Origin of the sequence: Streptomyces sp. LUP30, assembly GCF_001746365.1 — a bacterium.
GTDB lineage: Bacteria > Actinomycetota > Actinomycetes > Streptomycetales > Streptomycetaceae > Streptomyces.
The window spans coordinates 37,335-57,806 of sequence record NZ_MJAJ01000026.1 but is presented as its reverse complement, the minus strand read 5'-3'; the positions used below and the strand labels follow the sequence as shown (position 1 = coordinate 57,806).

Genomic DNA, 20,472 nt, shown 5'->3' with positions numbered 1-20,472 from the left:
GCTCTGTTGGGTCCGACCCCTGCGCCTGGGGCGCGACTGCGTCGCCGGGCGCCCGCGCGACGGTATCGCCGACGCAAGCTTTACAGCAAGGGTCATGAAAGAACGAGAAAGAACTTTCACGACCCTTGCTCACAGGCCGCCTCAGCAGCTGGACTTGCCCGCGTAGAGCGCCAGCGCCGTGTCGGCCCCCAGAGTCGCCGTGAACTGCCCCGAGGAGTTCACGCTGACGGAGGTGTTGTTCTGCACGTTGCAGTACGTGCCCGCGGGGAGCCCGGTCTGGAACGTCCGGCTCAGCGAGCCGCTCTCGTGGTTGATGGCCACATAGCCCTTCGCGCCCCGCCCGAAGGCGATCGCGTCGCCGCCGTCGTCCCACCAGTTGCCGACCGGCTCGCCGCGCGTGGCGTTGCGGAAGGCGACCATGCGCTGGATCTCCGGCCAGGCGTGCTGGCACTTCCAGCCGCCCTGCCAGCACGCGGTGACGGCGCCGCCGTCGGGCGGGCCGGCGTCCGCGTCCGTCCACTCGTAGCCGGAGTTCACGTCCGGCGCGCCGTAGGGGTAGGCGAGCATGAAGACGTTGGCGAGGGTGTAGTTCGCGCCGTCCTTGTAGTTCAGGGTGGAGCCGTTGCGCTCGGTGTCGTGGTTGTCGACGAAGACGCCCGCGACCGAGTTGCTCAGGTACCCCCAGCCCTCGCCGTAGTTCTTCAGATAGGCGAGGTTCTCGTTGGTGAAGACGCGCTTGAGGTCATAGGCGTAGCGGAACTCCTGGACGTCCCCGTTGCCGGTGTACTCGGTGGGCTGGACGGCCTCGCCGGAGCCGTAGATGACCTCCTGCTTCCAGTACACGCCGGGGTTCGTGAGCCGGGACTTGATGTTCGCGAGGTCGGCGGTGTCGATGTGCTTGGCCGCGTCGATGCGGAAGCCGTCGACGCCCAAGGTGAGCAGGTCGTTCAGATACCCGGCGATGGTCCTGCGGACGTACTCCTCGCCGGTGTCCAGGTCGGCGAGCCCGACGAGTTCGCAGTGCTGGACGTTCCAGCGGTCCGCGTAGTTCGAGATCCGGGAGGTGCAGTCGTCGAAGTCGTAGGAGGAGTACAGGCCCGGGTAGTCGTACTTCGTGTACGACGAGCCGCCGGTGCCGGTGCCGCTGCCCGCCGCCATGTGGTTGATCACCGTGTCGACGACGACCTTGACACCCGCCGCGTGGCAGGTGTTCACCATGTTCCGGAACGCCGTACGGTCGCCGAGCCGCCCGGCGATCCGGTAACTGACGGGCTGGTACGACGTCCACCACTGCGAGCCCTGTATGTGCTCGGCGGGCGGGGAGACCTGCACGTATCCGTAGCCGGCGGGACCGAGGGCGTTCGTGCACTCCTTGGCGACCGAGGCGTAGTTCCACTCGAAGAGGACGGCGGTGACGTCCTTGGCGCCGGGTGGGGCGGCGGCGGCGGTGGAAGCGCCGGGGACGATCACGGCGGCCAGAGCGGCGGCCAGGGCGAGGGCGCCCGAAAGGGGTCTGCTGCGTGTCATGTGGGGTTCCTTCGTCTTTGAAGGCTCTTGCTGCAATCTTTCAGAAACCTTGCAGTGGCGTGATGTTAAGGGTCGTCGGCCGAAAAGTGCAGGGGGGTGGCGTGAAGGATCTGCGAGAAAGGGCGGCCGGATGAGCGGCAACACCCCGGCGGCCGGGGGACGGTGGGGCGGTTGCTCGGTCGAAGGACCCGCCGCGCCCTGCTTGAATCCCCCGATGACCCCCGACTCCCCCGACCGGACCGCCCCGCGCGGAACCCGGGACACCGCGCCCGCGCCCACGGATCGGCCTGCGTCGCCGTCTGCCTCGCCGTCTGCGTCCCCGCCCGCGTCGCCGTCTCCGCACCCGCTGCTGGGGCGCCTGCTCGACGCCGCCGAAGGGCGCTTTCCGCCGGCCGACGGGGCCGTCACGGTCCTGCCCGCACTGCCCGGCGGCCTGGAGTGCTCGGTCGCCTTCACCGGCCACGCCGTCGTCGCCACCGCGCTGCCCGCCCCGAAGGTGCGCGCCCACGGCCCCGACGGGTTCGGCGGCTCCCTGTCCCCGGACTTCCTGCGCGCCCTGGCCGGGCCCGGAGGCTGGATCGGCGTCGTCGACGCCACCCTGGTGGGCCGTGGCGCCGGCGGCCCCGCCCGGCTGCTCCCGCTCACCGGGGCCGACGAGCACCCCCGGGTCCGGTTCGCGCGGCAACTGCGTTCCGACGTCAGGGTGTTCGGCGACACCCGGGGACTGGTCACCCTCGCGGCGGGACTCGCCGGACGGCCCGAGATCAGCGTCGAACTGCACCGCCCCGAGGACGGCGACCGCGGACGGGGCAGGTCGCTGCTGGGCGACGCGCTGACCCTGGTCCCCGAGGGCGAGCCTATCTTCGCGGCCGTCGCCCCGGGGAACGCGCGCTCCCTGCGCGCCTTCCTCGCCACCGGGTTCACCCCGATCGGGTCCGAGGTCCTGGTCCGCCCCGGCCGGAATTGGGCATGACGGCCGGCTCCCCGGACGCCGGGACACCCCTGACGACCCGCCGCAGTTACGACGCCGTGGCCGAGCGCTACGCCCGTGAGATCGGCGACGAACTCGACGGCAAGCCCCTCGACCGCGCCCTGCTGGACGCCTTCGCCGAACTGGCCGCCGACGGCCCGGTCGCGGACGTCGGCTGCGGTCCGGGCCAGGTGACGGGCCGCCTCGCCTCCCGGCACGACGCCCGCCTCGCCGCCCGGCCGTTCGGCGTGGACCTGTCCCCGGCCATGTGCGCCGTGGCGCGCCGCGGGACCGGTCTGCCGTTCCTCGCGGCGGACATGAGCGCCCTGCCGATCCGCTCGGGCGCCCTGGGCGCTTCCTGTGCCTCTACGCGGTGATCCATCTCGGACCGGCCGAACGGGCCGCCGCCTACGCCGAGTTCGCCCGGGTGCTGCGGCCCGGAGCCCCCGTGCTCGTCGCCTTCCACACCAGCGACCCGGATCTGCGCGCCGGAGAGGAGGCCCACCTCGACGAGTGGTGGGGCCACTCCGTCGACCTGACCTTCCGCTACCTCGACCCGGCCGCGGAGACGGCGGCCCTCGACCGGGCCGGCCTCGCCCTCACCGCGCGCCTCGACCGGGAACCGCATCCCGGGGTCGAACATCCGAGCCGACGCACCTACCTTCTGGCACGACGTCCCGCGTAGCCGGCGAGAACGACCCCCGCACGCCGAAGGCCCGCCGACCTGAGGAGGAACGGCGGGCCCTGCGCGCGGCGTTCGGGCCCTCAGGAGCTGAGACGGCCCCGCGGTCCCGCGGTCACGCGGTCGTGAACCAGACCGTCGTGTCCGCCGGCAGCTTCGCCTCGCCGGCGTCCGTCTCGGTCACCTCGTCGCTCGCGAGCAGCACCCGCCCGTACGCCGGGGTCGTCACGGACTCCCCCGTCGTGTTCGCGACGCACACGAACTCCCCGCGCCGGAAGGCGAGGACGCCCTCCGGGGCCTTCAGCCACTCCACCGAGTCGCCGGCGCCCAGGTCGGGGCGGGAACTGCGGATGCCGAGGGCCGAGCGGTACAGCTCCAGGGTCGAACCCGGGGCCCCCGTCTGGGCCGCCACGCTCAGCTCGCCCCAGCCTGCGGGCTGGGGGAGCCAGCTGCCGCCGTCGCCGAAGCCGTACGACGAGCCTTCGCGCGTCCACGGGATCGGCACCCGGCAGCCGTCGCGGAAGCCGTCCTGGCCGGCGCCGCGGAAGTAGGCCGGGTCCTGGCGGACCTCGTCGGCCAGGTCGACGACGTCGGGCAGACCGAGTTCCTCGCCCTGGTACACGTACGCGGAGCCGGGCAGCGCCAGCATCAGCAGCGTGGCCGCCCTGGCCCGGCGCAGGCCGAGTTCGCGGTCGCCCGCGGTGCGGATCTGGGTGCCGAGGCCGGGCGGGTTGGCGAAGCGCGTCGCGTGGCGGGTGACGTCGTGGTTGGACAGGACCCAGGTGGCCGGTGCGCCGACCGGCCGCATCGAGTCCAGGGTGCGGTCGATGACCTCGCGCAGCTCCGCCGCGTCCCACGCGGTGCTCAGGTACTGGAAGTTGAACGCCTGGTGGAGTTCGTCGGGGCGGACGTAGTTCGCGGTGCGCTCGATCGTCGGGGTCCACGCCTCCGCCACGAAGATCTGCTCGCCGGAGTACTCGTCCAGGATCAGCCGCCACTGGCGGTAGATCTCGTGGACGCCGTCCTGGTCGAAGAACGGCATGACATCGTTGCCCAGCAGTTTCAGCTGGTCGTGGGCGCCGAGGTCGGGGAGCCCGGCGGCCTTGACCAGGCCGTGGGCCACGTCGATGCGGAATCCGTCGACGCCCATGTCGAGCCAGAAGCGCAGGATGGAGCGGAACTCGTCGCCGACGGCCGGGTGGTCCCAGTTGAAGTCGGGCTGTTCGGGGGCGAAGAGGTGGAGGTACCACTCGCCGGCCGAGCCGTCCGGTTCGGTGATCCGCGTCCACGCCGGGCCGCCGAAGATGGACTCCCAGTCGTTGGGCGGGAGTTCGCCGCTGACCCCCTTGCCGGGGCGGAAGTGGTAGCGGTCGCGCAGGGACGAGCCGGGGCCCTCCGCGAGCGCCCGCTTGAACCACTCGTGCTGGTCGGAGGAGTGGTTCGGCACCAGGTCGACGATGATCCGCAGACCCAGCTCATGGGCGTCGCGGATCAGGGCGTCGGCGTCGAGCAGGTTGCCGAACATCGGGTCCACCGCGCGGTAGTCGGCCACGTCGTAGCCGGCGTCGGCCTGCGGGGATGCGTAGAAGGGGCTGAGCCACACGGCGTCCACGCCGAGGTCGCGCAGGTACGGCAGACGGGAGCGGACGCCTTCCAGGTCGCCCATGCCGTCGCCGTCGCTGTCGGCGAAGCTGCGGGGGTAGACCTGGTAGATCACCGCGTCCCGCCACCAGTCGCGGCGCTTGGCGACGGTGACGACGGCCGAGGTGGGGGCGGGGGCCGGGGCTGCGGGCTGCTGGCTCATGGCGTCCTTGGTACCTAACGGAGTCATCGGGTCAGGGGTGTTCGGGGATGTCTGGAGAACGGGTGACGAGGCGGCCGCGGTCACAGCGGGGTCGGATGGCGACCGCGGCCGCCCCGGGCTTTTCGGGGGACCGAGCAGGCGGGGCTGCGTCACCCCTTGGTGCCGCCCGCGGTCAGTCCGGTCACCAGGTTCTTCTGCACGAGGTAGAAGAACGCGGCGGCGGGTATCGCGATCAGCACGGCCGTGGCGGCCATCAGGTTGCGCTGGGCGTCGTGCTCGCTGACGAACGACTGCAGACCGACGGCAAGCGTGTACTTGTCGTCGCTGAGCATGAACGTCGAGGCGAAGGCGACCTCGCTGAACGCGGTGAGGAAGTTGTAGAAGGCGGCTACCGCGAGGCCGGGCTTGGCCAGCGGGAGCACCAGTCGGAAGAAGGTGCCGAACGGGGTGAGCCCGTCGACGCGTCCCGCCTCGTCGATCTCGAAGGGGATGGTGTCGAAGTACCCCTTGAGCAGCCAGGCGCTGTACGGGATGACCGTCGTGCAGTAGACGAGGATCAGGCCGAGGTAGTTGTCGATGAGCTGCAGGTCGGACAGGATCTGGTACATCGGCACCATGAGCACGGCGACCGGGAACATCTGGGTGACGAGCAGCACCCACATGAACTTCTTGTAGCCGGGGAAGCGCATGCGCGAGACGGCGTAGCCGGTGGTGGCGGCGATGAGCACGCCGATGGCGGTGGTGCCGAGCGTGACGATGAGCGAGCTCTTCAGCCAGTCGAGGAACTCGGTGTGCTGGAGGACGAACGAGTAGTTGGCGAACGTCATCTTGTCCCAGATGCCGCCCGGGTGCAGATAGTCGTCCTTGTCCGGGCCGAGGGACAGATAGACCAGCCACGCGATCGGGAAGAGCGCGATCAGGCTCGCGACGACCAGGACGCCGTGCGAGGCGAGCGAGCCGGCGAGGCTGTTCTCGCCGCGTCGCCGGGCCCGGCGCGGGGCCTCGGCGGAACGCTGCTCGGCCACCGGGGCGGGGGTCTCGGCTGTGGTGGTACTCATGGGGACTCCTGCCTCAGATCGCGAGCTGCTGCTCGTTGCGGTTCAGCCAGCGGCGGTAGAACGAGGTGAAGACGATCAGGATGGCCAGCAGCAGGATGCCGTAGGCGGCGGACTGCGCGAAGTCACGCGGCTGCTGTCCGAAGCCGAGGTAGTACGCCCAGGTGACCAGGATCTGCGCGTCGGGAGCGGTGTTGCCGAACAGCAGGAAGATGACGGCGAACTGGTTGAACGTCCAGATGATGCCCAGCAGGACGACGGTCGAGCTGACCGAGCGCAGACCCGGCAGGGTGACGTAGCGGAAGCGCTGCCAGGCGCTCGCGCCGTCCATCTCGGCGGCCTCGTAGAGGGAGGCGTCGATCGCCTGCAGGCCGCCGAGCAGCGAGATCATCATGAACGGCACACCGCACCAGGTGTTGACCATGATCGCGGCGACCCGCTGCCAGAAGGTGTCCTCCAGCCACAGGGGCGAGGGCAGATGCAGGGCGTCCAGCGCGGAGTTGATGACGCCGCCGTCGGCGAGCATGAAACGCCAGCCGAAGACCGTGACGAACGTGGGCACCGCCCAGGGCAGCACCAGGACCATCCGGTACAGGGTCCGTCCGCGCAGCTTCTGGTTGAGGAGCAGGGCGAGGCCGAGGCCGAGGCCGTAGTGCAGGGCGACGCAGGCCGCCGTCCACACGATCGTCCAGATGAAGTGCGACCAGAAGCGGTCGTAGGCGGTGGGGCCCCACAGGATGTCGGCGTAGTTGTCCAGGCCGATGAACTTGTAGGTGGCGTCGATGTGGTTGACGCCGATCGTGCGCGCGGTGTTGAGGCTGTTGGCGTCGGTCAGCGTCAGGTAGAGGCCGTACACCAGGGGGTACAGCACGAGGACGCCGAGGACGACCGCCACCGGGGCGATCATCACGTAGGCGTACCAGTGCTTGTGGTAGCCGCGCTTCAGGCGTCCGGAGAGCCCGGACCCCGGCTCACGGTCACCGCGGCGCTTGCCGGTAGCGCGGTCGATGGCGACTGTCATGGTTCGACACCTTCTGGATCTTCACGCTGGATCGTCGACAGGGGTACGGCTCACAGGCCGGTGGCCGCCGGGTCTCTCCCACCGTGCTGGGAGAGACCCGGCGGCCACGCGGACTCACTTGCTGAAGTCCGGCACCAGCTTGGCGATGGCGAGTTCGGCGTTGCTCAGACCCTTGTCCAGGGTCTCCTTGCCGCCCGCGATCTTGGGCAGTTCGGTGTCGAGCGGACCCCACAGGGAGCTGTACTCCGGCAGCGCCGGGCGCGGCTGGGCGGCGGACAGGACGGTCTGGTAACCGGCGATGCCCGGGTCGGCCTTGACGGCGGCGGTGTAGGCGTCGTCGCGCGTGGGCAGCGTGGAGTTCTTCTGGGCGATGGCCGCCTGGGACGACGCGGAGGTCATGAAGTTCACGAACTTCAGCGCGGCGGCCTGGTGGGCCTTGTCCGAGCCGGCGTAGACCGAGAGGTTGTGGCCGCCGGTCGGGGCGCCCGCCTTGCCGGTGGAGCCGGCCGGGACGGTCGCGATGCCGAGGTTGGCCTTGTCCTTGAAGGCGCCGCCCTTGTAGAAGTTGGTGATCTCCCACGGGCCCTGCACGATCGCGGCGACCTTGCCGTTGACGAACGCGTCCTGGATGTGGGCGTACGCGTCGGCCGTGGTGTCGGCCTTGTGCAGGCCCTTGCCGTCGAAGAGGCCCAGCCAGGTGCCGTATGCCTTCTTGGCCGCCGGCGAAGCGACGGTGATCTTCTTGGCCTTGGCGTCGACGGTGTCGGCGCCCTCGCCGTAGAGGAAGGACTGGGCGTAGTAGGCCTGGGTGGAGCCCCAGTAGCCGTCGACGCCGGTCTTGTCCTTGACGGTGGCGGCCGCGGTCTTCAGCTCGTCCCAGGTCTTGGGAGCGGTGGTGATGCCGGCCTTCGCGAAGAGGGCCTTGTTGTACACCAGCGCGAGGGTGTCGGTGACCAGCGGGACGCCGTAGGTCTTGCCCTCGTACTTGGCCTGCTCCAGCAGGTTCGGCTTGAACGCGGACTGGTCCTTCAGGGCGTCGGTGCCGTCCAGCGGAAGGAAGAAGCCCTTCTTGGCGAAGGCGGGGGTCCAGCCGACCTCGGAGCGCAGCACGTCCGGGGCGCCGGACGCACCGGCGGCCGTGTCGAACTTGTTCTGCGCCTGGTCGAAGGGCACGTTGACGTACTTGACCTTGACGTCCTTGTTGGCGGCCTCGAACTGCTTGACCAGGGCCTGGTACGTGGGCGCCTCATTGGTGGCGTTGGAGGTGTCCCACCAGGTGATGGTGACCGGCCCGGACGAGTTGTCGCTGCCGCTGTCGTCTCCGCCGCAGGCCGTCGCCGCGAGGGCGAAGGACGCCACCAGCGCGGTGGCCGCTATGCCACGCCGCATGAGTTTCTCCTTGAGGGTGAAAGCCCGTATAGCTGCAGGCGGCGGTCCCGTCCGCCGTCCTGCCGACTTGCCGACCGCGCCGTTGCTGCCGCCGGGCGACGTGAACGTAACAGCGTTGCAAGCGGCACGAAAGACCTTGCAGCAAAAAAGTGCAAGAAGTCTCTGAAGTTATCCGCGCGTGACGCGTGCGTGACCTCTCCTCGACTGCCGTGAGACCGTTGTTGTCACGGTTGACCGGCCTCACAGCGGGGTGGGCGGCCACTGTGCAAGACTCTGAAAGCTCTTGCCATCACTTTCACGAGGGAGCGCGATGACGCAGCAGCCCGGCGCGGCCCGTTCACCAGGCCGCCCACGGCGACCGGTCGGTGTGCAAGGCAGCGCCCGACCGGTACAGTCCACCCCTGTGACCACACGGCTTGCCGACATCGCCGCCCAGGCGGGGGTGAGCGAAGCGACCGTCAGCCGCGTCCTCAACGGCAAGCCTGGCGTCGCCGCCACCACCCGTCAGTCCGTGCTCGCCGCTCTGGACGTCCTGGGCTACGAGCGCCCCGTCCGGTTGCGCCAGCGCAGCGCCGGCCTGGTCGGCCTGATCACGCCGGAGCTGGAGAACCCCATATTCCCGGCCCTGGCCCAGGTCATCGGTCAGGCGCTGACCCGCCAGGGCTACACCCCCGTCCTCGCCACCCAGACCCCGGGCGGCTCCACGGAGGACGAGCTGACCGAGATGCTGGTCGACCGGGGCGTCGCCGGCATCATCTACGTCTCCGGCCTGCACGCGGACACCACGGCCGACATGGAGCGCTACGAGCAGCTGCGCGCCCAGGGCGTGCCCTTCGTCCTCGTGGACGGCTTCTCCCCCAAGGTGCAGGCCCCCTTCATCTCCCCCGACGACCGGGCGGCCATGACCCTGGCGGTCACCCACCTCATCTCGCTCGGGCACACCCGGGTGGGTCTGGCCCTCGGCCCCAAGCGCTTCGTGCCGGTCCAGCGCAAGATCGAGGGTTTCGTGCGGACGATGCACGAGCAGCTGCAGCTCAGCCCGGAGACGATCGAGACCGAGCTGGTCCAGCACTCGCTCTACACCCTGGAGGGCGGCCAGGCGGCGACCAACGCCCTGATCGACAGGGGCTGCACGGCGATCGTCTGCGCCAGCGACATGATGGCGCTGGGCGCGATACGGGCGGCCAGGCAGCGCGGTCTCGCGGTCCCCCGGGACGTCTCGGTGGTCGGCTTCGACGACTCCCCGCTGATCGCCTTCACCGACCCGCCCCTGACGACCGTGCGCAAGCCGGTCCCGGCGATGGGCCAGGCCGCCGTCCGCACCCTCCTGGAGGAGATCGGCGGAACGCCCGCGCCGCACAGCGAGTTCGTGTTCATGCCGGAGCTGGTGGTGCGGGGCTCGACCGCCTCGGCCCCCGGGGACCGCGTCCGGCACTAGGACGGACGTCGTCCGCGCGGCGGAGGCGTCGGGGCCGTCGCCCGGTACGCCGGGAGGAGACCAAGGGGTCTTTCCGCCGTAGAACGTGCGGACCGTGCCCTACCGAGGGATGATCGGGCCAAGAGGGCTTTTCTGGCAGACTTTGTGTCCATGGGTGAATCGACTGTGACACCACTGGAAGGCCGTGAGCAGGCCGTTCCCCAGCCTGTCACGGCCCGCACACGACAGCGCCGCCTCGGCTCGCTGCGCACCCCGCGCCGTCCGCGCCTCTGGTTCGAGATCCTGCTCATCGCGGTGAGTTACTGGACGTACTCGCTCGTGCGCAACGCGGTCCCCGAGCAGCGTGGTGCCGCGCTGCGCAACGCGGACTGGATCTGGCGCGCCGAGCACACCCTCGGCATCGCGATGGAGGAGTCGGTCAACCACGCGGCGAACTCGGTGACCTGGCTCATCGTAGGCATGAACTACTACTACGCGACGCTGCACTTCGTCGTCACCCTGACCGTCCTGGTCTGGCTCTACCGCAGCCATCCTGGCCGTTACGCGGCCGCCCGTCTGGTGCTCTTCGCGACCACGGCCGTCGCCCTGGCCGGCTACTACCTGTACCCCCTCGCGCCGCCGCGCCTGATGCCGGGCGGCGACTTCGTCGACACGGTGGCGGCCCATCGCACCTGGGGGTCGATGGCGTCCGGCGACCTCAAGCACATGTCGAACCAGTACGCGGCGATGCCGTCCATGCACATCGGCTGGTCCGTGTGGTGCGGCCTGACCGTCTTCGCCCTGGCCAGGCTGCCCTGGGTGCGCATCCTGGGCGTGCTGTACCCGACGGCGACCCTGGTGGTCATCGTCGCCACGGCCAACCACTTCTGGCTGGACGCGGTGGGCGGCGTCCTGTGCCTGGCCTTCGGCTTCGCCGTGGCGCGCCTCTGGTACGGAGCGCTGCCGTACACCCTGCCGAGGAGCGTGCCGGCGAGGAGAGCGGTCAGGACCCGGCTCCGGACCGGCTCGAAGACCTGACGGCCGGCGCTCGGACCGGAGCCGGAACTCAGGAAGCGTGCGCGGGCCGACCGGACGGGCGGACCGGCCCCCGGGGCAGCGCGGCCGCCCTGAGCGCCTCCACGAACGCGTCCAGCGCGGGCTGCGACGGCGCCGTCTCCCGCACGACCGCCTGAACGGTCCGCACCGGAACGGGATCACGCACTTCCCTCACGACGACCCCCGGATTCCGGCTGCCCAGCCCGAGCCGCGGCACCAGACTCACGCCCAGCCCGGCGGCCACGAAGCCCTGAGCGGTCATGTAGTCCTCGCTCTCGACGACGAACCGGGGCCGGAACCCGACGGCCGCGCACGCGTCGAGCTGGGCGTCGAGACAGGGCCCCGGCCACTCGCTGCCCACGAAGTCCTCCTCGGCCAGCTCCGCCAGCCGCACGCTCCGCCGCCCGGCGAGCCGGTGTCCGCGCGGCAGGACGGCGAGGTAGGGATCGTCGAGCAGCGGCACCAGCCGTACGCCGCTCGCCTCCTCACCCCGCACCACCAGTGCCAGATCGGCCCGCCCCTCCCTGACCTCGGCGAACGCCTCCTCCGGGGCGCTCAGGCGCAGATCCAGCCGCACTCCGGGATGCAGCTCCCGCAGCCTCGCCACCGCAGGTGCGACCAGTCCCGCCCCCGCGGTGGCGAAATACCGCACGGACAACCGCCCGCTGCGCCCCGCCAGCAGATCGGCGAGCGCGGCCTCGGCCTCGGCGAGCTGCCGCCCCAGGGCGTCCGCGTGCTCGGTGAGCAGCAGCCCGGCGGCCGTGGGCCGCACCCCCCGCCCCACCCGCTCCAGCAGCTCGGCCCCCGCCTCCCTCTCCAGGGCCGCGATCTGCTGACTGACGGCGGACGGCGTGTACCCCAGCACGGCCGCGGCCCCCGTCACCGACCCGCTGTCCACGACCGCCCGCAACACCTGCATCCGTCGCACATCAATCATGCAGTCCACCTTAACGAACCATCAAGAACCTTTCACTTGTGCTCACAGGACAGTCCGGCCACCGTAGAGGACATGCCCCTCGCCTCCACTCTCCGCATGGCCGCCCTGGCCCTCTTCTGGGGGTCGGGCTTCCTGTGGATCAAGCTCGCCCTCAGCCACGGCCTGACCCCGGCCCAGATCACCATCGCCCGCTGCGCGCTCGGCTCGGCCGTCCTCCTCGTGCTGGCCCGCCGGGCCGCCCAGCGACTCCCCCGCTCCTGGACCACCTGGCGGCGCCTCGTCGTGGCCGCCTTCTTCTGCAACGCCCTTCCCTTCGCCCTGTTCGCCGTGGGCGAGCAGCACCTCGACTCGGGCCTGGCGGGCGTCCTCAACGCCACGACGCCGCTGTGGTCCCTGCTCATCGGCATGACCTTCGGCGGCGAACGGATCACCCACCCCGTCCGCCTCACCGGCCTCGGCCTGGGCTTCGCCGGCACGGTGCTGATCTTCGCCCCCTGGCACCACGGGGGTCTCCTCAGCCCGCCCGCGCTGGCCCTGCTCGCGGCGGCCGCCAGCTACGCGGTGGCCTTCGCCTACATGGCCCGCCACCTCACGACCAAGGAGGCGCCGCTGGCGATGTCGGCGGCCCAGCTCCTGACGGCCACGGGCCTGAGCGCCCTGGCCCTCCCCGCGGCCGGCCCCCTCCACCCGGACGCCACCGCCCTGCTGGCGGTCACCGCCCTGGGCGTCCTGGGCACGGGCGTGACCTTCTACCTCAACTACCGCCTGATCGCGGACGAGGGCCCGACCTCGGCGGCCACCGTCGGCTATCTGCTCCCGGTGGTCTCCGTGACGCTCGGCGCGACGCTCCTGGACGAACACATCGGCCCCCGCGTACTCGCCGGCATGACGGTCGTCCTCGTGGCGGTGGCCATGACCCGCACCGGCGGGAGGGCGGCGGCCCGCCCCCTCACGGCCGACGGCCGGGGAGCGGCGGCCGACCGTGTGACGGCGAGCGTCCGCGAGACGGCGGCGGCGGGCTGCGGTGCGACAGCGGGCGGCGGCGCCTCACTTCCCGTCCCCGCGCCGCCGCAGCCGGGCGGTCGCAGACTCCGCTCCCGCTAGCCTCCGTAGAACAGCTCGTCCACGACTGCCCGGGCCAGGCGGGCAGTTCGCCGGTAGTCGTCGAGCATGTCCCCCACCCGTCCCGGGCCGTATCCCAAGTACCGCCCCACGGCGACCAGTTCACGGGGGTCGGAGGGGAACGTGTCCCCGGCCCGTCCGCGCACCAGCATCACCGCGTTGCGCACCCGAGTGGCCAGCACCCACGCCTCGTCCAGCGTCGCCGCGTCGTCCTGCGTGATGAGCCCGGCGGCACGGGCGGCGGCGAGCGCCTCCCGGGTACGGGTGGTCCGCAGGCCCGCGGTCGACGACCCGTGCCGCATCTGCAGCAACTGCACGGTCCACTCGACGTCGGACAGCCCGCCCGGACCGAGCTTCGTGTGCAGCTTCGGGTCGGCGCCCCGGGGCAGCCGCTCCGACTCCATGCGGGCCTTCAGCCGGCGGATCTCCCGCACGGACTCCTCGGAGAGCCCGCTCGCCGGATACCGCAGCGGATCGGCGAGCGCGATGAACCGCCGCCCCAACTCCTCGTCCCCCGCGACGGGTTCGGCCCGCAGCAGCGCCTGCGCCTCCCAGACCAGCGACCACCGCCGGTAGTAGGCCTCGTAGGACTTCAACGTGCGCACGAGCGGACCGGACTTCCCCTCCGGACGCAGGTCCGCGTCGACGAGCAGCGGCGGATCGGCGCTCGGGATCTGCAGCAGCCGGCGCATCTCGGAGACGACCTTGTTGGCGGCCTCGGCGGCCTCCCGCTCGTCGACGCCGTCCCGGGGCTCGTGGACGAACAGCACGTCGGCGTCGGAGCCGTAGCCCAGCTCGTGGCCCCCGAAGCGGCCCATGCCGATGACGGCGAAGCGCGTCGGGAGGTCGTCCCCCCAGCCCTCCCGCACGACCGCGTGCAGGGTCCCGGCCAGGGTGGCGGCCGTCAGATCCGACACGGCGCCGCCCACCAGGTCCACCAGGGCGCCCTGATCGGCCTCGGCGGGCTGCCCCTCGGTGCCGTACGAGCCGACGATGTCCACGGCGGCCGTGCGGAACAGCTCACGCCGTCGCACCCCGCGCGCCGCGGTGACCGCCTGCACGGCCCCGCCGGCCCGTTTCACCGCGGCGAGTATCTCCTGCTCCAACGGGCCCCGGGCGCGCGGCTCCAGCCTCCCGCTCTCCCCGTCGCCGAGCAGCGCGACCGCCTCCGGCGCCCGCATCAGCAGGTCGGGGGCGAGGCGTCCGGCGGACAGCACGCGCGCGAGGTTCTCCGCGGCGGCTCCCTCGTCCCGCAACAGCCGCAGATACCAGGGGGTCTTGCCCAACGCGTCCGAGACCTTGCGGAAGTTGAGCAGCCCCGCGTCCGGGTCGGCGGAGTCCGCGAACCAGCCCAGCAGAACGGGCAGCAGGGTGCGTTGGATGGCTGCCTTGCGCGAGACGCCGGAGGCCAGCGCCTCCAGGTGCCGCATCGCGGCGGCCGGATCGGCGTAACCGAGCGCGATCAGCCGCTCCTTGGCTGCCTTGGCGCTCAGCCTGGTCTCGCCCGGCGCGAGTTGGGCGACCGCGTCGAGCAACGGCCGGTAGAACAGCTTCTCGTGCAGCCGCCGCACCACGGCGGCGTGCCGCTTCCACTCGCGTCCCAGCTCGGCCACCGGGTCGGTGCGCAGCCCGAGGGAGCGGCCGAGCCGGCGCAGGTCCGCCTCGTCCTCCGGCACCAGGTGGGTGCGCCGCAGCCGGTAGAGCTGGATCCGATGCTCCATCGACCGCAGGAACCGGTACGCGGCGTCGAGTTGCGTCGCGTCCGTCCGGCCGACGTACCCCCCGGCGGCGAGCGCCTGGAGCGCGTCCAGTGTGGTACCGCTGCGCAACGACCCGTCGGCCCGGCCGTGCACCAGCTGGAGGAGCTGCACGGCGAACTCGACGTCTCTCAGGCCGCCCGGCGCGAGTTTCAGTTCGCGGTCGATCTCGGCGGCCGGGATGTTCTCGACGACGCGGCGCCGCATCCTCTGCACGTCGACGACGAAGTTCTCCCGCTCGGCGGCCTTCCAGACCAGGGGCTCGACGGTGGCGACGTACTCGGCCCCCAGCTCCAGGTCGCCGGCCACCGGACGGGCCTTCAACAGGGCCTGGAACTCCCAGGTCTTGGCCCATCGCTGGTAGTAGGCGAGATGGCTGCTGAGCGACCGCACGAGCGGTCCGTTGCGGCCCTCGGGCCGCAGATTGGCGTCGACGGGCCAGATGGACCCTTCCACCGTGGTCTCGGAACAGATGCGCATCATGTGCGAGGCGAGCTTGGTGGCGGCCCGCATCGCCTTGTCCTCGTCGGCGCCGTCGACGGCCTCCCCGACGAAGATGACGTCGACGTCCGACACGTAGTTCAGCTCGTGGCCGCCGCACTTGCCCATGGCGATCACGGCGAGCCGGCACAGCGCGGCGTCGTCGGGCGCGGCGGTCCGGGCCAGCCGCAGAGCGGCACGCAACGTCGCCGTGGCGAGGTCGGCGAGCTCGGCGGCGGTCTCGGCGAGGTCGGTCGTCCCGCACACGTCACGCGCCGCGATGGACAGCAGACAGCGCCGGTAGGCGACCCGCAGCAGCACGGGATCCGTGGCCTCGGCCAGCCCCCGCTCGAACTCCTCCACCCCCGGATGCAGGTCCCGGGGCTCGTAGGTGACCAGCGCCTCCCAGTCCCGCGGATGCCGGGCGAGGTGGTCGGCCAGCGCGGCTGACGCCCCCAGCACCCCCAGCAGACGGTCGCGCAGCGGCTTGGCCGCGATCAGCGTGTCGAGCAGTTCGCGCCGGGCGGTGGGGCCCGGCTGCGCCTCCAGCAGCCGGACGAGGCCGTGCAGCGCGAGATCGGGGTCGGCGGTGGCCGCGAGGGCCTCCAGCAGAAAGGGGTCGTCCCGCACGGGGGACAACTCGGGTCCGTCCAGCAGCCGCTCGGAGGCGGACGGATCGGTGAAGCCGTGCCGCAGCAGCCGTGTGAAGGTGCTGCTCCTGCGCCCCGGCGCCATCATCCCCGGCCTCCTCCTGCGATCAAGCTCGTCCGCAGTCGAGCCTAACCCGCACGTCTCACTGGCGCTGCGGGCCGGATTCCGGTTCTGTGGGGAAAGGCGTGCCGGGCCCCTTTCCGCGGGGCCGACGTGACTAGGGACGGACAAGGGGAGTCACCCATGGACATGACGCTCGAAGTGATCCTGCTGCCGGTGTCGGACGTGGACCGGGCCAAGGAGTTCTACCGCGACAAGGTCGGATTCCACGTCGACATCGACGGCGAGGTGATGGAGGGCGTACGGATCGTGCAGCTCACCCCGCCCGGCTCGGGCTGTTCGATCGCCCTGGTGGACGGCCTGCAGGTCCCGACGGGCGTGCCGCAGCCGGGCACGTACCACGGCCTGCAGCTCTGTGTGACCGACGCGAAGGCGGCGTACGAGGAACTGACCGCCCGGGGCGTGGAGGTCAGCGAGCCCCGGCAGCTCGCACCGCGGGACGGCGGGACCTTCCTGTACTTCAAGGACCCGGACGGCAACGGCTGGTCCGTCCAGGAGTACCGCCGCCGGGAGGAGGAACCCCTGCACAAGGTGCTGGCGGCGCTGGCAGCGCAGGGGCAGTAGCCGCCCGGACGACGGACGGCCGCGGGGCGACCGCACCGGTGAAAAGGACCGGCGGCCACCGCCGCCGGTCCCGAAGATCCGCTCCCGCCCGCGCGCTACAGCACCGGCAGGTTCTTGCGCAGCTCGAAGGCGGTGACCTCGGAGCGGTACTCCTCCCACTCCTGCTTCTTGTTGCGCAGGAAGAAGTCGAAGACGTGCTCGCCGAGCGTCTCGGCGACGAGGTCGCTGCGCTCCATCAGGGTGAGCGCCTCGCCGAGGTTCTGCGGGAGCGGCTCGATGCCCATGGCGCGGCGTTCGGCGTCCGACAGGGCCCAGACGTCGTCCTCGGCGCCCGGCGGGAGCTCGTAGCCCTCCTCGACGCCCTTGAGTCCGGCGGCGAGCAGCATGGCGTAGGCCAGGTACGGGTTGGCGCCGGAGTCGATGGAGCGGACCTCGATGCGCGCCGAGCCCGTCTTGCCGGGCTTGTACATCGGCACGCGGACCAGGGCGGAGCGGTTGTTGTGGCCCCAGCAGATGTACGAGGGCGCCTCGCCGCCGGCGCCCGCGGTGCGCTCGGAGCCGCCCCAGATGCGCTTGTAGGAGTTGACCCACTGGTTGGTGACGGCGGCGATCTCGGCGGCGTGCTTCAGCAGACCGGCGATGAACGACCGGCCGACCTTCGACAGCTGGTACTCCGCGCCCGACTCGTAGAACGCGTTGCGGTCGCCCTCGAAGAGGGAGAGGTGGGTGTGCATGCCGGAGCCGGGGTGCTCGCTGAACGGCTTGGGCATGAACGTCGCCTGGACGCCCTGCTCCAGCGCGACCTGCTTCATGACCAGGCGGAACGTCATGATGTTGTCGGCCGTGGAGAGGGCGTCGGCGTAGCGCAGGTCGATCTCCTGCTGGCCGGGGGCGCCCTCGTGGTGGGAGAACTCGACCGAGATGCCCATCGACTCCAGCATGGTGATCGCCTGGCGGCGGAAGTCCATGCCGACGTTGTGCGGGGTGTGGTCGAAGTAGCCGGAGTTGTCGGCCGGGGTCGGGCGGGAGCCGTCGGTCGGCTTGTCCTTGAGCAGGAAGAACTCGATCTCCGGGTGGGTGTAGAAGGTGAAGCCCAGGTCGGAGGCGCGCGCGAGGGCGCGCTTGAGGACGTAGCGGGGGTCGGCGAAGGAGGGCGAGCCGTCCGGCATGAGGATGTCGCAGAACATGCGGGCGGTGCCCGGGGCCTCCGCCCGCCAGGGCAGGACCTGGAAGGTCGACGGATCCGGCTTGGCGATCATGTCGGACTCGTAGACCCGGGCGAAGCCCTCGATCGCGGAGCCGTCGAAGCCGATGCCCTCGTCGAACGCCTGCTCCAGCTCCGCGGGGGCCACGGCGACGGACTTGAGGAAGCCCAGAACGTCCGTGAACCACAGCCGTACGAACCGGATGTCGCGCTCCTCCAACGTCCGGAGCACGAACTCCTGCTGCTTGTCCATCTTCCGCTTCCCCATCCTTGCTGGTCAGGCCGCCTGTCTCCCGTCCCACGAAAGAGGCGGTCGGGCACCTGAGCATCACACCACGCCGGCGTTTCATCCGCGTTGCGGACCATGATCGCCTCGGCGACCCGGACCTGAACGCCTCGCGTCCGGCAGAGGTACTGCTCTGCAGCCCATCTTGCCTGCTCGCACCGGCATTCGTAATGCCCGACCCCCTCCGTCTCGGCCCCGCCACCCGAAATTGCCCGCCGCGGGCGGCGCCGCGCGCGTCCTGGGGACGGCGGTCGCGCCCCGTCCTATCATCCGCAGATGTTGCGAGCGTCTGGAGGGGGCGGTGAGCAGGAGGCGTTATGTCGCCCGGGGCGTGCCCGGGGGCTACCGGATCTGGGACAACCGGGGCCGGCGGTGGTGGGGGGATCTGTACGAGCTGTGCCCGGACGATCTCCTGGCCGAGCTCAACGGCGGGGCGGACCCGGCGCGGATCACGGCCCTGACGAGGCACTACCGGACTCGGCGACGCTAGGGCGGTGCGACCGGGCGGGCCGGGAGATGCCGAGCAGCAGCGGGCCCGTCGGGTCCGCCACGATGTCCGCGAGCGTGATCGGGTCCAGGGACGCGAAGAACGCCTCCTGGGCCCGGCGCAGGGCGCCCCGCAGCCGGCAGGCCGAGCGCAGGGGGCAGGGGGTGGTCCCCTCGCACTCGACGACGTCGCCGTCGCCCTCGAAGGCGCGCACGATCGCGCCCACGGAGGCGGTGCGGCCCTGCTCGGTCAGCGCCAGTCCCCCGCCTCTGCCCCTGCGGGCCTCCAGCAGGCCCATGTGCTGGAGCTCGGCCACGACCTTGGCCGTGTGCGTGTAGGGGACGTCCATGGCGGCGGCCACGTCACGCGTCGTGGGAGTGGGGGTGGCGGCCGGGTCGTCGCCGGTCACCGCGAGCCGCATGAGGACGCGCAGTGCCAGGTCGGTGGATCGCAACAGCCGCATGCACCGAAGCGTAGATAATGCGCATCTCGGCTTCAAATTATGCGCGGGTTCCGGTCGTGCGGCGGTGACCGGTCTACGAGATTCCCCCTTCCCCCCTTACGATCAGCTGACCCGTACGTCAGCAGCGTCCCGACCGTCCCGCCCCTTTCCCCAGAAGGACAGGCCTCATGGGTTCCGCCAGCCAGAACACCAGCGCCACGCGCAAGGAGCGCATAGAGGAGATGCGGCGGGCCGAACTGGCCCGTGAGCGGCGCAACCGGTTTCTCGTGATCACGGGCAGCGTCGTCGCCGTCGCCGCACTCGTCGCGGGCGGGGTGTTCGTCGTGAAGTCGCAGTCGAAGGACGACGGCGCCGACGGCGACGCCAAGTCGTCCTCCTCGTCGTCCTCGGGCGATTTCACCACCGGGGCGGACGGGGTCAGGACGTGGAAGGGCAAGCTCGGGCGCACGCACGTGGCCAAGAGGGTCAAGTACCCGACGGAGCCGCCCGTCGGCGGCGACCACAACCAGGTGTGGATGAACTGCGAGGGTGACGTCTACACCAAGGCGATCGACAACATGAACGCCGTGCACTCGCTGGAGCACGGCGCGGTCTGGGTGACGTACAACAGCAAGGCGGCCAAGGCCGACGTCGAGGCCCTGGCCGCCAAGGTCCGGAAGACGCCGTACACCCTCATGAGCCCCGACGCCGACCAGGCCGACCCGATCGTGCTCACCGCGTGGGGACACCAGCGCACGGTGACCGGCGCGAGCGACCCGAACGTGGGCACGTTCTTCGAGAAGTTCGTGCAGGGCGCCCAGACGCCCGAGCCCGGCGCCGCGTGCACCGGAGGTCTGTCGCAGTGAGGTACGCGGGAGTGGCGGTCGCCGTGGCCGGAGTGCTGGTCGCCGCGGGGGCCGTCACCTACTCGGTGGCCGAGGACCGCGGGACGAGCACCGGGATCCCCGCGGCCGGCTCCGCGGACGCCGGGTTCGCCCGCGACATGGCGGTGCATCACCAGCAGGCCGTCGAGATGTCGTACATCGTGCGCGACCGGACGACGGACGTGGAGGTGCGGCGGCTCGCGTACGACATCGCGCAGACGCAGGCCAACCAGCGCGGCATGCTGCTCGGCTGGCTCGATCTGTGGGGGCTGCCGAAGGTGTCGTCGGACGGGCCGATGGGCTGGATGGGCATGGCCGGCATGAGCGGCGGCGAGGACGGCGCGCTGATGCCGGGAATGGCCACCGACGCCGACCTGAAGAAGCTCGGGACGCTGAACGGCAAGGCGGCCGAGGTGTTCTACCTGCAGCTGATGACCGCACATCACAAGGGCGGCATCCACATGGCCGAGGGATGCGTGCAGAAGTGCACGGTGGACGTGGAGAAGCGGCTCGCGCAGGGCATGGTGGAGGCCCAGCAGTCGGAGATCGGCCTGATGACGGACCTGCTGAAGGCGCGCGGGGCAAAGCCGTAGCCGAGACGGGGCGGGGCGGGGCCT

General features: G+C 71.2%; 19 protein-coding genes. 10 read left to right on the top strand and 9 right to left on the bottom strand.

Annotated features, from left to right (window positions below; genetic code table 11):
* Positions 1-141 precede the first annotated feature (141 nt).
* Positions 142-1,527, bottom strand: a complete 1,386-nt coding sequence (locus BG482_RS22005; RefSeq protein WP_069770796.1) for an alpha-amylase family protein — start codon at positions 1,525-1,527, stop codon at positions 142-144.
* A 214-nt stretch (positions 1,528-1,741) separates the two neighbouring features.
* Here BG482_RS22005 and BG482_RS22000 point away from each other — a divergent pair, with 214 nt between their 5' ends.
* From BG482_RS22000 to BG482_RS45345, 3 genes are read left to right on the top strand one after another with little or no spacing between them, the layout of a single operon-like run.
* Positions 1,742-2,500, top strand: coding sequence for a hypothetical protein (locus tag BG482_RS22000; RefSeq protein ID WP_256096439.1), 759 nt, complete (start codon positions 1,742-1,744; stop codon positions 2,498-2,500).
* Positions 2,497-2,874, top strand: a complete 378-nt coding sequence (locus BG482_RS45350) for a class I SAM-dependent methyltransferase (protein ID WP_256096438.1) — start codon at positions 2,497-2,499, stop codon at positions 2,872-2,874. Before BG482_RS22000 ends, BG482_RS45350 begins: the two co-directional genes overlap by 4 nt.
* Positions 2,871-3,182 (top strand): hypothetical protein, encoded by a 312-nt coding sequence (locus tag BG482_RS45345; protein ID WP_256096437.1) that lies wholly within the window; start codon positions 2,871-2,873, stop codon positions 3,180-3,182. The genes BG482_RS45350 and BG482_RS45345 overlap by 4 nt, the downstream gene beginning before the upstream one ends.
* Positions 3,183-3,294: 112 nt before the next feature.
* On the opposite strand, the gene BG482_RS21990 is transcribed toward BG482_RS45345, so the two are convergent.
* The 4 genes from BG482_RS21990 to BG482_RS21975 all read right to left on the bottom strand — a co-directional run bounded on the left by BG482_RS21990 (position 3,295) and on the right by BG482_RS21975 (position 8,448).
* Positions 3,295-4,983, bottom strand: coding sequence for an alpha-amylase family glycosyl hydrolase (locus BG482_RS21990; protein ID WP_069770795.1), 1,689 nt, complete (start codon positions 4,981-4,983; stop codon positions 3,295-3,297).
* A 149-nt stretch (positions 4,984-5,132) separates the two neighbouring features.
* Entirely contained in the window at positions 5,133-6,041 is a 909-nt protein-coding gene (locus BG482_RS21985; RefSeq protein ID WP_069770794.1) for a sugar ABC transporter permease, read from the bottom strand.
* 13 nt (positions 6,042-6,054) lie between these two features.
* A complete protein-coding gene (locus BG482_RS21980; protein ID WP_069770793.1) occupies positions 6,055-7,059 on the bottom strand; it encodes a carbohydrate ABC transporter permease in 1,005 nt (334 codons plus the stop codon).
* A 114-nt stretch (positions 7,060-7,173) separates the two neighbouring features.
* Positions 7,174-8,448: an extracellular solute-binding protein gene (locus tag BG482_RS21975; protein WP_069770792.1), complete on the bottom strand. Its 1,275-nt coding sequence runs from the start codon at positions 8,446-8,448 to the stop codon at positions 7,174-7,176.
* A 403-nt stretch (positions 8,449-8,851) separates the two neighbouring features.
* On the opposite strand from BG482_RS21975, the gene BG482_RS21970 reads away from it, so the two are divergent.
* Positions 8,852-9,886, top strand: coding sequence for a LacI family DNA-binding transcriptional regulator (locus tag BG482_RS21970; RefSeq protein ID WP_069770791.1), 1,035 nt, complete (start codon positions 8,852-8,854; stop codon positions 9,884-9,886).
* A 150-nt stretch (positions 9,887-10,036) separates the two neighbouring features.
* Positions 10,037-10,903, top strand: a complete 867-nt coding sequence (locus BG482_RS21965; RefSeq protein ID WP_069770838.1) for a phosphatase PAP2 family protein — start codon at positions 10,037-10,039, stop codon at positions 10,901-10,903.
* A gap of 28 nt (positions 10,904-10,931) precedes the next feature.
* On the opposite strand, the gene BG482_RS21960 is transcribed toward BG482_RS21965, so the two are convergent.
* Positions 10,932-11,858, bottom strand: coding sequence for a LysR family transcriptional regulator (locus tag BG482_RS21960; RefSeq protein WP_069770790.1), 927 nt, complete (start codon positions 11,856-11,858; stop codon positions 10,932-10,934).
* Between the two features lie 72 nt (positions 11,859-11,930).
* Between BG482_RS21960 and BG482_RS21955 the strand changes: the two genes are divergently transcribed.
* The gene (locus tag BG482_RS21955; protein ID WP_079142012.1) at positions 11,931-12,962 is read left to right on the top strand and encodes a DMT family transporter; all 1,032 of its coding nucleotides are present in this window, start codon (positions 11,931-11,933) and stop codon (positions 12,960-12,962) included.
* Here BG482_RS21955 and BG482_RS21950 read toward each other — a convergent pair.
* A complete protein-coding gene (locus tag BG482_RS21950; RefSeq protein ID WP_069770789.1) occupies positions 12,959-15,955 on the bottom strand; it encodes a bifunctional [glutamine synthetase] adenylyltransferase/[glutamine synthetase]-adenylyl-L-tyrosine phosphorylase in 2,997 nt (998 codons plus the stop codon). The genes BG482_RS21955 and BG482_RS21950 overlap by 4 nt on opposite strands.
* A gap of 156 nt (positions 15,956-16,111) precedes the next feature.
* Between BG482_RS21950 and BG482_RS21945 the strand changes: the two genes are divergently transcribed.
* Complete coding sequence (locus BG482_RS21945) at positions 16,112-16,552, top strand: VOC family protein (protein ID WP_069770788.1); 441 nt, start codon at positions 16,112-16,114, stop codon at positions 16,550-16,552.
* 95 nt (positions 16,553-16,647) lie between these two features.
* On the opposite strand, the gene BG482_RS21940 is transcribed toward BG482_RS21945, so the two are convergent.
* Entirely contained in the window at positions 16,648-18,009 is a 1,362-nt protein-coding gene (locus BG482_RS21940) for a glutamine synthetase family protein (RefSeq protein ID WP_069770787.1), read from the bottom strand.
* A gap of 334 nt (positions 18,010-18,343) precedes the next feature.
* Here BG482_RS21940 and BG482_RS45340 point away from each other — a divergent pair, with 334 nt between their 5' ends.
* Complete coding sequence (locus BG482_RS45340) at positions 18,344-18,532, top strand: hypothetical protein (RefSeq protein ID WP_079142010.1); 189 nt, start codon at positions 18,344-18,346, stop codon at positions 18,530-18,532.
* Here BG482_RS45340 and BG482_RS21935 read toward each other — a convergent pair.
* Positions 18,492-18,992, bottom strand: coding sequence for an Rrf2 family transcriptional regulator (locus tag BG482_RS21935; RefSeq protein WP_069770786.1), 501 nt, complete (start codon positions 18,990-18,992; stop codon positions 18,492-18,494). The genes BG482_RS45340 and BG482_RS21935 overlap by 41 nt on opposite strands.
* A gap of 167 nt (positions 18,993-19,159) precedes the next feature.
* Here BG482_RS21935 and BG482_RS21930 point away from each other — a divergent pair, with 167 nt between their 5' ends.
* Both BG482_RS21930 and BG482_RS21925 read left to right on the top strand, forming a co-directional pair.
* A complete protein-coding gene (locus BG482_RS21930; RefSeq protein WP_069770785.1) occupies positions 19,160-19,837 on the top strand; it encodes a DUF3105 domain-containing protein in 678 nt (225 codons plus the stop codon).
* Positions 19,834-20,448, top strand: coding sequence for a DUF305 domain-containing protein (locus BG482_RS21925; protein WP_069770784.1), 615 nt, complete (start codon positions 19,834-19,836; stop codon positions 20,446-20,448). Before BG482_RS21930 ends, BG482_RS21925 begins: the two co-directional genes overlap by 4 nt.
* Positions 20,449-20,472 lie beyond the last annotated feature (24 nt).

What these genes read in the sequence shown, in the direction of transcription:
- BG482_RS21940 (WP_069770787.1), bottom strand. Translation starts at nt 18,009, where the DNA reads ATGGACAAGCAGCAGGAGTTCGTGCTCCGGACGTTGGAGGAGCGCGAC.
- BG482_RS21980 (WP_069770793.1), bottom strand. Translation starts at nt 7,059, where the DNA reads ATGACAGTCGCCATCGACCGCGCTACCGGCAAGCGCCGCGGTGACCGT.
- BG482_RS21985 (WP_069770794.1), bottom strand. Translation starts at nt 6,041, where the DNA reads ATGAGTACCACCACAGCCGAGACCCCCGCCCCGGTGGCCGAGCAGCGT.
- BG482_RS21990 (WP_069770795.1), bottom strand. Translation starts at nt 4,983, where the DNA reads ATGAGCCAGCAGCCCGCAGCCCCGGCCCCCGCCCCCACCTCGGCCGTC.
- BG482_RS22000 (WP_256096439.1), top strand. Translation starts at nt 1,742, where the DNA reads ATGACCCCCGACTCCCCCGACCGGACCGCCCCGCGCGGAACCCGGGAC.
- BG482_RS21965 (WP_069770838.1), top strand. Translation starts at nt 10,037, where the DNA reads ATGGGTGAATCGACTGTGACACCACTGGAAGGCCGTGAGCAGGCCGTT.
- BG482_RS21955 (WP_079142012.1), top strand. Translation starts at nt 11,931, where the DNA reads ATGCCCCTCGCCTCCACTCTCCGCATGGCCGCCCTGGCCCTCTTCTGG.
- BG482_RS21960 (WP_069770790.1), bottom strand. Translation starts at nt 11,858, where the DNA reads ATGATTGATGTGCGACGGATGCAGGTGTTGCGGGCGGTCGTGGACAGC.
- BG482_RS21945 (WP_069770788.1), top strand. Translation starts at nt 16,112, where the DNA reads ATGGACATGACGCTCGAAGTGATCCTGCTGCCGGTGTCGGACGTGGAC.
- BG482_RS21935 (WP_069770786.1), bottom strand. Translation starts at nt 18,992, where the DNA reads ATGCGGCTGTTGCGATCCACCGACCTGGCACTGCGCGTCCTCATGCGG.
- BG482_RS45350 (WP_256096438.1), top strand. Translation starts at nt 2,497, where the DNA reads ATGACGGCCGGCTCCCCGGACGCCGGGACACCCCTGACGACCCGCCGC.
- BG482_RS21975 (WP_069770792.1), bottom strand. Translation starts at nt 8,448, where the DNA reads ATGCGGCGTGGCATAGCGGCCACCGCGCTGGTGGCGTCCTTCGCCCTC.
- BG482_RS22005 (WP_069770796.1), bottom strand. Translation starts at nt 1,527, where the DNA reads ATGACACGCAGCAGACCCCTTTCGGGCGCCCTCGCCCTGGCCGCCGCT.
- BG482_RS21950 (WP_069770789.1), bottom strand. Translation starts at nt 15,955, where the DNA reads ATGATGGCGCCGGGGCGCAGGAGCAGCACCTTCACACGGCTGCTGCGG.
- BG482_RS21930 (WP_069770785.1), top strand. Translation starts at nt 19,160, where the DNA reads ATGGGTTCCGCCAGCCAGAACACCAGCGCCACGCGCAAGGAGCGCATA.